The 11508-nt window shown below is 71.5% G+C and carries 13 protein-coding genes; 12 read left to right on the top strand and 1 reads right to left on the bottom strand.

The annotated features are described in order from the left end of the window. Positions 1 to 76: 76 nt before the first annotated feature. The 9 genes from DEJ28_RS01645 to DEJ28_RS01685 all read left to right on the top strand — a co-directional run bounded on the left by DEJ28_RS01645 (position 77) and on the right by DEJ28_RS01685 (position 6837). Entirely contained in the window at positions 77 to 997 is a 921-nt protein-coding gene (locus DEJ28_RS01645; protein ID WP_111114242.1) for a hypothetical protein, read from the top strand. Further along, positions 994 to 1437, top strand: a complete 444-nt coding sequence (locus tag DEJ28_RS01650) for a phage holin family protein (RefSeq protein WP_111114243.1) — start codon at positions 994 to 996, stop codon at positions 1435 to 1437. Before DEJ28_RS01645 ends, DEJ28_RS01650 begins: the two co-directional genes overlap by 4 nt. After that, complete coding sequence (locus tag DEJ28_RS01655) at positions 1434 to 2006, top strand: DUF3618 domain-containing protein (RefSeq protein WP_111114244.1); 573 nt, start codon at positions 1434 to 1436, stop codon at positions 2004 to 2006. Before DEJ28_RS01650 ends, DEJ28_RS01655 begins: the two co-directional genes overlap by 4 nt. A gap of 78 nt (positions 2007 to 2084) precedes the next feature. After that, complete coding sequence (locus tag DEJ28_RS01660) at positions 2085 to 2510, top strand: MarR family winged helix-turn-helix transcriptional regulator (RefSeq protein WP_111114245.1); 426 nt, start codon at positions 2085 to 2087, stop codon at positions 2508 to 2510. Between the two features lie 58 nt (positions 2511 to 2568). Next, complete coding sequence (locus DEJ28_RS01665) at positions 2569 to 3210, top strand: MBL fold metallo-hydrolase (protein WP_111114246.1); 642 nt, start codon at positions 2569 to 2571, stop codon at positions 3208 to 3210. Positions 3211 to 3264: 54 nt separating this feature from the next. After that, positions 3265 to 3948: an HAD family hydrolase gene (locus DEJ28_RS01670; protein ID WP_111114247.1), complete on the top strand. Its 684-nt coding sequence runs from the start codon at positions 3265 to 3267 to the stop codon at positions 3946 to 3948. A 44-nt stretch (positions 3949 to 3992) separates the two neighbouring features. Next, positions 3993 to 4475, top strand: coding sequence for a GNAT family N-acetyltransferase (locus DEJ28_RS01675; RefSeq protein WP_258367865.1), 483 nt, complete (start codon positions 3993 to 3995; stop codon positions 4473 to 4475). Between the two features lie 47 nt (positions 4476 to 4522). After that, the gene (locus tag DEJ28_RS01680) at positions 4523 to 5143 is read left to right on the top strand and encodes a TetR/AcrR family transcriptional regulator (protein ID WP_258367866.1); all 621 of its coding nucleotides are present in this window, start codon (positions 4523 to 4525) and stop codon (positions 5141 to 5143) included. Continuing rightward, positions 5140 to 6837, top strand: a complete 1698-nt coding sequence (locus DEJ28_RS01685; protein WP_111114249.1) for an MDR family MFS transporter — start codon at positions 5140 to 5142, stop codon at positions 6835 to 6837. The genes DEJ28_RS01680 and DEJ28_RS01685 overlap by 4 nt, the downstream gene beginning before the upstream one ends. Positions 6838 to 6985: 148 nt before the next feature. Here DEJ28_RS01685 and DEJ28_RS01690 read toward each other — a convergent pair whose 3' ends face one another. Then, on the bottom strand, positions 6986 to 7984 hold the full coding sequence (locus DEJ28_RS01690) for a LacI family DNA-binding transcriptional regulator (RefSeq protein ID WP_349774943.1): 999 nt from the start codon (positions 7982 to 7984) through the stop codon (positions 6986 to 6988). 183 nt (positions 7985 to 8167) lie between these two features. Here DEJ28_RS01690 and uriH point away from each other — a divergent pair, with 183 nt between their 5' ends. From uriH to DEJ28_RS01705, 3 genes are read left to right on the top strand one after another with little or no spacing between them, the layout of a single operon-like run. Beyond that, positions 8168 to 9196, top strand: coding sequence for a uridine-preferring nucleoside hydrolase UriH (gene uriH / locus DEJ28_RS01695; RefSeq protein ID WP_111114250.1), 1029 nt, complete (start codon positions 8168 to 8170; stop codon positions 9194 to 9196). A 5-nt stretch (positions 9197 to 9201) separates the two neighbouring features. Further along, entirely contained in the window at positions 9202 to 10632 is a 1431-nt protein-coding gene (uriT, locus tag DEJ28_RS01700; protein ID WP_111114251.1) for a uridine transporter UriT, read from the top strand. Then, the gene (locus DEJ28_RS01705) at positions 10629 to 11486 is read left to right on the top strand and encodes a ribokinase (protein WP_111114252.1); all 858 of its coding nucleotides are present in this window, start codon (positions 10629 to 10631) and stop codon (positions 11484 to 11486) included. The genes uriT and DEJ28_RS01705 overlap by 4 nt, the downstream gene beginning before the upstream one ends. Positions 11487 to 11508: the final 22 nt, after the last annotated feature.

The following is an 11508-nucleotide window of genomic DNA, read 5'->3' on the forward strand; positions in this document are numbered from 1 at the left end:
CCAGAGATCGAAGCGCACGTTCGGATTGCACGCCGCCGGTGCAGGACCGGTGGCGACGACTACCGGAAGGCCGACCATGACCACGAACCCACCCGGGAACGACGCCGGGACGCCCATCCACGACCGCACGGCCGCTGCCGAGGGGCACGAGATCCACCCCGGCGTGACGGTCCCCTCGTACGCGAGCGCCACCCCCGCGGCACGTCCGGACGACCCGCCGCTCGACGCGATCCCCGCCGACGAGCAGCTCCCCGCAGTGCCCTCAGCGGCCGGAGCGGCGGGCATCGGCACCGGCACGGGCGGAGCCGGCGTCGGTGGCGGCATCGGCAGCACCGGCGGACCGCTCGGTGGCAGCACCGGCAGCACCGGCAGCACCGGCACCGGCAGCGCCGGCAGCGACAGCACCGGCGGCGGCAAGGCCGACGCGGCGAAGGGTGCCGCCCAGGACGTCGCCGGCGACGCCAAGGAGAAGGCCCAGAACGTCACCGGCACCGCGAAGGAGCAGGCGTCGAACGTCGCCTCCGAGGTGACCGACCACGCCAAGCAGCTCTTCGGGCAGGCGTCCGACACGCTCAAGGACCAGGCGGCCGACCAGCAGCAGCGCGCTGCCGGAGGCCTCCGCAGCATCGGCGAGCAGCTCGGCCGGATGGCCGAGAACGACGACGAGCAGGGCGTCGCGTCGAAGGTCGTGCGCGACCTGTCGAACCGTGCGACCTCCGTCGCCGGGTACCTCGAGGGCCGCGATCCCGGCTCCCTCCTCGGTGAGGTGAAGTCCTTCGCCGCGAAGCGTCCGGGCACGTTCATCGCGATCGCCGCCGGCGCGGGGCTCCTCGCGGGCCGCCTGACGAAGGCGCTCGCCACCGAGGTCAAGCACGAGAAGGAAGCCGACGCCATCGACGACGTGACCGGCACCGGCACCACCGGGACCGGTGCGGCCGGCTTCGGCGAGACCGACTTCGGCACCACCGGCACCACCGGCACCGGGAGCGGCGTATGAGTCAGACGTTCCCGGGCGCCCAGGCCCCCGGCGAGCCGAGCCCCGAGGAGCGGGCCGCGACCACGCCCCTCGGTGAGCTGCTGTCCGAGGTGTCGAAGGACCTGTCGAGCCTCTTCCGGCAGGAGGTCGCACTCGCGAAGGCCGAGCTCACCGACTCCGCGAAGAAGGCCGGCAAGGCCGGCGGGATGTTCGGCGGCGCCGGACTCACCGCGGTCTTCGCCCTGCTGTTCCTGTCGATCGCCGCGTGGTGGGGCCTCGGGTACCTCATCGGCAACGCGTGGTCGGCACTCATCATCGCCGTCATCTACGCGATCGTCGCCGCGATCCTCGCCGTGCGTGGACGCAAGGAGATCAAGGAGATCACCGGCGCCCCGCAGACGGTCGCGACCGCCAAGGAAGTCCCCGAGACCCTCAAGCCGAACACCGGGAGGAAGCCATGAGCACCCCAGACGAGATCCGTGCCGACATCGAACGCACCCGCGGCGAACTCGGCTCCGACGTCGACGCACTCGCCGACAAGGTCAGCCCGTCCGCGATCGCGCACCGTCAGACCGAGAAGGTGAAGAGCCGGTTCGCGGGTGTCCGCGAGTCCGTGATGGGCGCGGCCGACTCGGCACGCTCGAGTGCCTCGGGTTCGGCGTCCGGCGCGACCGGGCAGGCGAAGGACGTCGCGCAGCGTGGCGTCGAGAAGGCCAAGGGCAACCCGCTGGCCGTCGGACTCATCGCGTTCGGTGCCGGCTGGCTGGTGTCCTCGCTCCTGCCGACGACCGAGCAGGAGGAAGAACTCGCCGGGGAGCTGAAGGACAAGGCGGCACCCCTCGTCGAGGAGGTCAAGGAGCAGGCGAAGGACGTCGGTTCGCAGCTCGGCGACGTGGCGAAGGAGCACGCGCAGGACCTGAAGGGCACCGCGCAGGACGCGGCGCAGACCGTCAAGGACGAGGCGCAGGGCGCCGCGTCCGACGTCCGCGACCACGCGCAGGGTGCAGCGGGAGACGTTCGCAGCAGTTGAGGTGACCCAGCAACGGACTGGAGGCGCGGTGCCGGCTGGCACCGCGCCTCCAGTCCGTCAGGCGGTAGCGTTCCGGGCATGGACCCGATCGACGAGCTCGCCGCGGAGCTGCGGCAGTCCATCGGGCGGGTGGTCCGCGCAGCGCGCCGCGAGGCGGACGCGCTCCCCGCCACGCACACGACGACGCTCGGGTTCCTGCACCGTGAGGGTCCGATGACGATCGCGGACCTCGCCCGCCGCCGTGGCGTGAAGCACCAGGGGCAGTCGCGCACCGTCGGCGAGCTCGCGGCCCTGGGGTACGTGGAGCGGACCGTCTCCGACGCCGATCGGCGCGTCTCGGTGATCCGCATCTCCGCCGCCGGGTCGGAGGCGCTGCAGCAGGACATGGACGCACGGACCGACTGGCTCGCCGCGGGCATCCGCGAGGAGCTCGACGACGAGGAACGGGCCCTGCTGACCCGGCTGCCGGAGCTGTTCGAGCGTGTCGCCCGGCGTGCCGACTGAGCGGTTCCTCACCTGGGGCGTCACGGAGGAACTACAACACGGTTGTAGTGTTGTCGACATGGAGTTGACGAAGTACAACCACGCCACGGTCGTCCTCGAGCAGGACGGCGCCACCCTCGTCATCGACCCGGGCACGTTCACGCCCGAGGCCGCCGACCTCGCCCGCGCTGCCGTCGCGGTGCTCGTCACCCACGAGCACTTCGACCACGTCGACGTCGAAGCCGTCCGCGCGGCGCTCGGCGCGAACGAGTCCCTCGTGGTCCGTGGACCCGAGGCGATCGTCGAGCAGCTCGGCGCACACGACGGCCGGGTCGCTGCCGTCCGTGCCGGTGACGCCTTCGAGGTGGGTCCGTTCTCGGTGCAGGTCTTCGGCGAGGAGCACGCGGTCATCCACCGCGACATCCCCACCGTCGCGAACGTCGGCTACCTGGTGAACGGCGCCGTCTTCCACCCGGGCGACGCGTACCTCGAGCCCGGCGTGCCGGTGCAGACGCTGCTCCTGCCCACCAGCGGCCCGTGGACGAACACGGCGGATGCCGTGGACTTCGTCCGCGCCGTCGCACCGGAGCGTGCCGTGCAGATCCACGAGGCGATGCTCAGCGAGGTCGGTCAGCAGTCCACCGCGCGCTTCCTCGGGTCGGACGGGCTCGGGCCGGTGCCCGTCCTGATCCTGCCGGCGGGCGAGTCGATCGCCGTCTGACGACGTGACCGTGTGCCTGGGAGGCGATCCGCGCCTCCCGGGCACCATGGGGTGATGTCCGACGCGCCCACGACCGCAGTCCTCTTCGACATCGACGGCACCCTCGCCGACTCGAACTACGCGCACATCGACGCGTGGTGGCGCGCGTTCCTGGCGGCGGGGGAGTCCGTCGACGCCTGGCGGATCCACCGTGCCATCGGCATGGACTCCGCGAAGCTGCTCGAGGAACTGCTGCCGGACGCCTCGGACGAGACGCGCGACACCGCCAAGCAGTACCACTCCGCCTACTACGCCGAGCAGATGCCCCGTCTCCGGCTGCTGCCCGGTGCACGTGACCTGCTCCGGGCGGTCGCCGAGGCCGGGCACGCCGTGGTGCTCGCGACGAGTGCGCCGGAGAACGAACTCGCACGGCTCCGCGAACTGCTCGACGCCGAGGAGTGGCTCACCGCGATCACGAGCTCGGAGGACGTCGAGCAGGCGAAGCCCGACCCCGGCATCATCCGGGTGGCGCTCGACAAGGCCGGTGTCGCCGCCGACGCCGCCGTGATGATCGGCGACGCCATGTGGGACGTCGAGTCCGCCGGCCGGGTCGGTGTGACGTGCATCGCGGTGATGACCGGTGGCATCGGGGGCGACGAGCTCCGCGGAGCGGGCGCTGCCGAGGTCTACGACGACGCCGCGGCCGTGCTCGCCGCGCTGCGTGCGGGCGAGGGACCGATCGCCGCGCTCCGGGCCTGACGCCTGCCGCACGGGCGGTCGCATCCGTGACAGGATCGTCGATCGTGATCACGATCGAACGCGTGTCCTGGGACGACCCCCGAGGTGTGGTGCTCCGCGCCCGCATGGACGACGAGATGCACGAACGCTACGGCTCGTCGAACGGCGACGAGGACCCGGCGATCTCGGCCGAACGGAACCGCGCGCTCGCCGTCGATCCGTCGACCGTCATCACCTCCGTCCTGGCGATCGACGAGTCCGGTGAGGCCGTCGGGCACATCGCGATCCGTCGTCTCGGCGACGAGGTCGAGCTCAAGCGCCTCATCGTGCTCACGTCGGCACGCGGCAAGGGTGCGGCCACGGCGCTCCTCGACGAGTGCGAGCGGGTCGGCCGCGAGGTCGGCGCCGCACGACTGATCCTGCAGACCGGCGACAAGCAGCCCGACGCCGTCGCGCTCTACGAGAAGACCGGCTGGGACCGGATCCCGGTCTACGAGCCGTACATCGCCACGATGCCCTGGTCGTTCTGCTTCGAGAAGGCGCTGTAGTCCGAACGCTCATTGCACTTTCAGCCTGATAGTGCAATTCTTGCTTGGTGAGCACGACCGAACGCACCCGCGCACTGCGCCGACGCATGATCGTCGAGGCGCGTCGGGCGACCGTCGAGCACGGGCTGCACGGGTTCACGATCGAACAGCTCTGCGAGACCGTCGGGGTGTCCCGGCGCACGTTCTTCAACCACTTCGCCTCGAAGGACGACGCCGTGCTCGGCGTCGAACTGCACGCGGACGTCGAAGCGATCGACGAGTACGCCGCGGGCGGGATCGTCGCGGCCGACCTCGACCCGCTCGACTCGATCGTCGCGCTGGCGATCGACCAGCTCCGCCGCTACGGCATCGACCGTTCGGACGAGGTCCTGGTGCGCCGGGTCTTCGAACGGGAGCCGGCCCTCGTCGCACGGTTCCTGTCGGCGACCGACGTGCAGCTCGCCCGGATCACCGCGGCGCTCCGACAGCGGTTCGGCTGGTCGGACCCGTCCGACCGCCGCGCGCGTCTGGTGACCGAGGCGGCGGCGGCGTTGGCGAAGGTGACGGCGGAGACCTACTTCGACGACGCCTTCGACGAGACCACCGGGCCGTCGTTCGACGAACTGCTCACCCAGAACCTCCGCCTCATGCGAGCGGCCATCACGACCGGACAGGAACACACCCCATGAGCGCAACCGCGCCGGGCACGACCAAGCGTGCCCGCCCAGGCTCCGACGGACCGCTGCTCCTCACGCAGCGCCGGATCTGGATCATCTTCTCCGCGCTCATCGCGGGGATGCTGCTCTCCAGCCTCGACCAGACCATCGTGTCGACGGCGATGCCCACCATCGTGGGCGAGCTCGGCGGCGTTGCGCACCAGGCCTGGTTGACGACCGGGTACCTGCTCGCCTCGACGATCGTGATGCCCGTCTACGGCAAGTTCGGCGACGTCCTCGGCCGTCGCAACCTGTTCCTCATCGCGATCGCGCTGTTCACCATCGCGTCGGCCGGGTGCGCCTTCGCCGGGGACTTCACCCAGCTCGTGGTGTTCCGCGCCATGCAGGGGCTCGGCGGCGGCGGTCTGATGATCCTGTCGCAGGCGATCATCGCCGACATCGTGCCGGCCTCGCAGCGCGGCAAGTACCTCGGCCCGCTCGGCGCGATCTTCGGCCTGTCGGCGATCGGCGGCCCGCTGCTCGGCGGGTTCTTCGTCGACCACCTCACCTGGAACTGGGCGTTCTACATCAACATCCCGGTCGGCATCGCGGCGTTCTTCGTCGCGTGGTTCGCACTGACCCTGCCGAACAAGAAGGCGACGAAGCGCATCGACGTGCTCGGCGTGGTCTTCATGTCCGCGGCGACCACGTGCCTGGTCTTCTTCTCGGAGTTCGGCGGCAGCAAGGACCACGGCTGGGACGCCCTCGAGACCTGGGCCTGGTTCGCCGGGCTCGTCGTGTCCGCTGCGCTCCTCGTGCTGGTCGAGTCGCGGGCGCAGGACCCGGTCCTCCCGCTGGCGTTCTTCCGGAACCGCACGTTCCTGCTGGCCACCGGCATCGGCCTGGTGCTCGGCATCGGCATGTTCGCGGCGATCGGGTTCGTCCCGACCTTCCTGCAGATGGCCTCCGGTACCTCGGCCGCCGTCTCCGGTCTGCTGATGCTGCCGATGATGGTCGGTCTGATCGGGACCTCGATCGCGTCCGGCAACCTGATCACCAAGACCGGTCGCTACCGGATGTTCCCGATCATCGGCACTGTCCTGGTCGCCATCGCGATGCTCGCGATGACCCAGCTCGCCGCGGACACCCCGATCTGGTTGATCTGCGCGTACCTGTTCGTCTTCGGCGCCGGGCTCGGCCTGATCATGCAGGTGGTCGTCCTGGTCGCGCAGAACGCCGTGCCCGCGGACCAGGTCGGGACCGCGACCTCGACGAACAACTACTTCCGCGAGGTCGGCGCCTCGCTCGGCACCGCCGTGTTCGGTGCGCTCTTCACCGCACGGCTCACGACGTCGCTCACCGACGTGTTCCGCGGGGCCGGCGGCTCGGCGACCGACGCGGCGTCGTCGGCGGGCAGCATCGACCCCGCGACGGTGGCGAAGCTGCCCGAGGCGGTGCAGGACGGCATCGTGAACGCGTACGCCGACTCCCTGGCGCCGGTGTTCTGGTACCTGCTGCCGTTCATCGCGGTGGCGTTCCTCCTCGCGTTGTTCCTGCCGCAGATCACGCTCTCCGACACAGCCGGCATGGTCGCCCGCGGCGAGGCCGTCGGGGGCGCGGAGGCCGACGAGCTCGAGCGTGCACAGCGCGAGGGTCGCGTGGCCCCAGCGGCCGAAGATGCATCAGTTCCTGACGCATCCGTGCCGCCGGGAGACGCCGGCAGGTAGCCGAGACACCGGCAGGGAGTCGAGACGCCGCCGGATCGGGCGGCGTCTCGACCGGCGAGCGGCGTCTTGCGAGGTGACGTGGCGACGGACTGGAGGCGCGGTGCCGGCTGGCACCGCGCCTCCAGTTCGTCGTCCGTCACGACGCGCGCTACGCGCCGGTGCTGGCCCGCGGCACGAGCCGGGTCGGGAGCGATACCGAGTCGATCTCGGTGCCGTCCAGCGTCGCGAGGAGGCGCAGGGCCGCGGCCCGGCCGAGGTCGGCTCCCGGCAGCGCCACGCTCGTCAGGGCCGGCGCCGTGACGGACGACGACGGCAGGTCGTCGAAGCCGGCGACGGCGAGGTCCCCGGGGACCGCGATCCCGAGCCGCCCGGCGGTCCGGAGCACCCCGTACGCCAGGGTGTCCGCGGCTGCGACGACGGCGGTGACGTCGTCCTCCTGCCAGGCCTCGATGACGTGCTCGGTCGCGGACGCCGCGGCGTCCACGGTGAGGTCCGCACGCGCGGTGACCTCGGACACGGTGATGCCGGCGGCTGCGCACTCCTGCTCGAAGAGCTCCCGGCGGACGCCGAACGTCGTGGCACGAGAGGTCCCGTCGAGGTACCCCACCCGGCGGTGCCCGCGATCGCGCAGGTGTGCCACGAGGTCGTGCACACCGGGGGAGAGGTCGTAGTTGACGGCTGCTTCGCCACCCGGGGCGTCGAGGAGCACGACCGGGACCGAGGCGGTCATGGCCTCGCCGGCGGATGGTGCGTCGACGAGGATCCCGGCCGGCCGGAGGCGTTCGAACCGCCGGACGTCGGCGGCGACGGGCTGCGCGCCCCGCTCGGTGACGGAGAGCACGAGCTGGAAGCGGTCGCCGATGGTGTCCCGGACGCCGCGGATCACCTCGGCGAAGAACGGGTTCGACAGGTCCGGGGCGATGAGCACGACGAGGTCGCCGCTGCCCCGCGCCAGGGTGCTCGCGGCGTGGTCGACGACGTACCCGAGTTCCTCGACGGCGTCGCGCACCCGGGAGGCGATCGGCGCGGAGACCCGGCCGCGTTCCTTGCCGTTCACGACGAGCGACACCGTGGCGATGCTCGTGCCCGCGCGGTCGGCCACCATCGCGGCGGTCACACGGCGGCCGGGGACGGCGGAGGATGGCACGGTCCGATGCTACCGACCCGGACTCGCCGGGCAGGTGGACCGGACCGAGCGACTTGACGTCAAGCGTTTGACGTGTTCTGATGTCAAACGCTTGACGTGCCGCGCCGGGACCGATCCTCCGTCGGTGCGGACCCCCACCACGTCAGGCCCAGACCTCATCCCCGACGAAGTGGAGCACCTCGCGTGTCCGAAGCGAACCAGCCAGCGAAGATCATCCTCGACTGCGACCCCGGCCACGACGACGCCGTCGCCCTCCTGCTGGCGCACGGCAACCCGGACATCGAGCTCCTCGCCGTGACCACCGTCGTCGGCAACCAGACACTGCCGAAGGTCACCCGCAACGCCCTCGCCGTCGCACGCATCGCCGGGATCACCGGGGTGCCGTTCGCCGCCGGCGCCGACCGTCCGCTGCTCCGCGAGATCGAGGTCGCCGGTGACATCCACGGCGAGAGCGGCCTCGACGGCCCGATGCTCCCCGAGCCGTCCTTCGAGCTCGACCGGCGCCACGCGGTCGACCTCATCATCGAGACCGTGATGGCGCACGAGCCCGGCACGGTCACCCTCGTGCCGACCGGCGGCCTGACGAACATCGCCCTCGCCGCACGCAAGGAGCCCCGCATCGTCGAGCGGGTCAAGCAGGTCGTGCTCATGGGCGGCGGCGTGCACGTCGGCAACTGGAGCCCGGTCGCCGAGTTCAACATCGTCATCGACCCCGAGGCCGCGTCCATCGTGTTCGACGCCGGCTGGGACGTCGTGATGGTCGGCCTCGACCTCACCCACCAGGCCCTCGCCACGCCGGAGGTCGCCCAGCGCATCGCCGCCGTCGGCACCGCCCCCGCCGCGTTCGTCGGTGAGCTGCTCGACTTCTTCGGCCAGACCTACAAGGACGCGCAGGGCTTCGACGCCCCGCCCGTGCACGACCCCTGCGCCGTCGCGTACGTCATCGACCCCACGATCGTCCGCGCCGTGAAGGTCCCGATCCACGTCGAGACGCAGGGCACCCTGACCCTCGGCATGACCGTCGCCGACTTCCGTGCCCCTGCCCCGGAGGACTGCCGCACGAGCGCCGCGATGGAGCTCGACCACGGCCGCTTCTGGGACCTCGTCGTCGACGCCCTCGAGCGCATCGGCGAGACCCCCGACACCGGCTGGACACCCCGTGCCGCCGCCACCGCCGTCGAAGCCGGCACCACCACGACCCCGGAGATCTGAACACCATGACCACCACATCGACGAAGAAGTCGATCGGCGCCCTCACCGCCGCGCTCCTCGCCGCCTGCATCGCGTTCCAGCTCAACGCGAGCATGCTCAGCCCCGCACTCGTCACGATGGCGCGGGAGCTCAACACCGACGACGCGACGATCGGCCTGTCGCAGACGCTCTACTTCACGCTCGCGGCGCTGTTCTCGCTGTTCCTGCCGCGCCTGTCCGACATCGTCGGCCGCAAGCGCGTCCTGCTCGGCATGCTCGCCGTGATGCTCGTCGGCAGCATCGTCGCCGCGCTCGCGGTCAACCTGCCGATGCTCTTCACCGGTCGCATCATCCAGGGCGTGACCGGCCCGGTCGTCCCGATCTGCCTGCTCGTGCTCCGCAACGAGATCAGCGACCCGAAGCGCTACGGCGCCGCGCTCGGCCTGCTCACCGCGGTGAACGGCGGCATCGCCGGCATCGACTCGCTGGCCGGCGGCTGGATCGCCACGAACTTCGGGTTCCGCGGCATCTTCTGGGTCATCGCCGTCGTCACCGTCGTCGCCCTGGCGCTCGTCGCCGTGTGGGGCGTCGAGTCGAAGCCGTCGGCGGGCACCCGGATGGACTGGATCGGGGTCGTCCCGCTCGTCGTCTCCGTCGGTGCGCTGCTCACGGCGTTCAACGAGGCCGGCAAGCTCGGGGCGGCGAAACCCGTCCTCGTCATCGGCGGGATCGTCGTCGCCCTGGCTGCGTTCGCCGTGTTCTGGGCGGTCGAGTCCCGCGTGAAGGAACCCCTGGTCGAGACCCGGTTCCTCAAGCGGCGGGGGACCTGGGCGCTCCTCGCCACGACGTTCCTCACGATGACCGGCGTCTTCGCGGTCGTGAACGGCCTCGTGACCTCGCTCGCGCAGAACCACGACGTCGGCTTCGGCATGGAGGCGGACCTCGCCTCGCTGGTGTTCCTCACGCCCTACGCCCTCGTCGGCTGGATCGTCGGACCGTTCGCGGGCCGCCTCGCCCCGACGCTCGGCTACCGCGCGATCCTCCGGGTCGGCCTGATCGGCAGCATCGTCGCGACGCTGCTCATGGCGATCGTCGGCGTGCACTCGCTGCCCGTCCTCGTGGTGGCCACCGTGCTCATCGGCATCACCTACGCCGGCATCGCGAACATCATCCTCAACGGCCTCGGCATCGTGCTCTCGCCGGACTCCAACCCCGGGTTCCTGCCGGGCCTCAACGCCGGTGCGTTCAACCTGGGTGCGGGCGTCAGCTTCGCCGTCCTGCCGGCGCTGCAGATCGCCCTCGGGGTCGGCGGGTCCGCGGGCACCGCCGGGTACTCCGGTGGCATGCTCCTCGGAGCCGCGATCACGATCGGTGCCCTCGCGATGTCGTTCCTCATCCCGCGTCCGTCGAGCGCCGAGACGACGTCCGTCGCCCCGCAGAAGGAGTCCGTCCGTTGAACACCATCGTCGTCGTCGGCTCGCTCAACGCGGACCTGGTGGTCCGCACCGAGCGCTTCCCGAAGCCCGGTGAGACCCTCCAGGGGTCGGATCTCCGGACCCTGCCCGGCGGCAAGTCCGCCAACCAGGCGGTGGCTGCCGGGAGGCTCGGGGGCACGGTGCGCATGATCGGCGCGGTCGGCGACGACGGGAACGGTGCACTGCTCCGCGACTCCGTCGCGGCTGCCGGTGTCGACACGACGCACGTCGCCGTCCGGGAGGGCGTGGCCACCGGCACCGCCGTCATCACGGTCGACGCCGCCGGCGAGAACACCATCGTGATCTCCGGCGGCGCGAACGCCACGCTGACCCCGGACGACGTCCCCGCCGACGCCTTCGACGGTGCCGGGGTGCTCGGACTCTGCCTCGAGGTGTCGATGGACGTCGTCCTCGCCGCGGCCCGGACCGCTCGTGCGGCCGGTGTCACGGTGCTGACGAACCTGTCCCCGTTCGGCGCCGTGCCGGCCGAGCTCCTCGACCTCACCGACGTCCTGCTGGTGAACGAGCACGAGGCCGCCGAGCTGGGCGACCACGGCGTCGCCCGCTCGATCGTGACCCGGGGCGGCGCCGGGTGCACCGTGCACGACGGTGCCGACGATGCGGTGTCGATCGACGCCGTGCGGGTGGAGCCCGTCGACACCACGGGCTGCGGCGACGCCTTCATGGGTGCCGTGGCGCTCCGGTTGGCGGCGGGGGACTCCCTCGTCGACGCCGCCCGGTTCGCCGTGGGGGTCGGGGCGTACGCCGCGACCGGAGTGGGCGCACAGGCCTCGTACCCGACCACCGCGGAACTGGAGCAGTTCCTGCGGGCCTGACCCGCGCCTCCAGGCCCGCCCC

This window comes from Curtobacterium sp. MCPF17_002, from assembly GCF_003234115.2.
Classification (GTDB): domain Bacteria; phylum Actinomycetota; class Actinomycetes; order Actinomycetales; family Microbacteriaceae; genus Curtobacterium.

What these genes read in the sequence shown, in the direction of transcription:
- DEJ28_RS01645 (WP_111114242.1), top strand. Translation starts at nt 77, where the DNA reads ATGACCACGAACCCACCCGGGAACGACGCCGGGACGCCCATCCACGAC.
- uriT (WP_111114251.1), top strand. Translation starts at nt 9,202, where the DNA reads ATGACCACCACATCGACGAAGAAGTCGATCGGCGCCCTCACCGCCGCG.
- DEJ28_RS01665 (WP_111114246.1), top strand. Translation starts at nt 2,569, where the DNA reads ATGGAGTTGACGAAGTACAACCACGCCACGGTCGTCCTCGAGCAGGAC.
- DEJ28_RS01685 (WP_111114249.1), top strand. Translation starts at nt 5,140, where the DNA reads ATGAGCGCAACCGCGCCGGGCACGACCAAGCGTGCCCGCCCAGGCTCC.
- DEJ28_RS01670 (WP_111114247.1), top strand. Translation starts at nt 3,265, where the DNA reads ATGTCCGACGCGCCCACGACCGCAGTCCTCTTCGACATCGACGGCACC.
- DEJ28_RS01660 (WP_111114245.1), top strand. Translation starts at nt 2,085, where the DNA reads ATGGACCCGATCGACGAGCTCGCCGCGGAGCTGCGGCAGTCCATCGGG.
- DEJ28_RS01650 (WP_111114243.1), top strand. Translation starts at nt 994, where the DNA reads ATGAGTCAGACGTTCCCGGGCGCCCAGGCCCCCGGCGAGCCGAGCCCC.
- DEJ28_RS01655 (WP_111114244.1), top strand. Translation starts at nt 1,434, where the DNA reads ATGAGCACCCCAGACGAGATCCGTGCCGACATCGAACGCACCCGCGGC.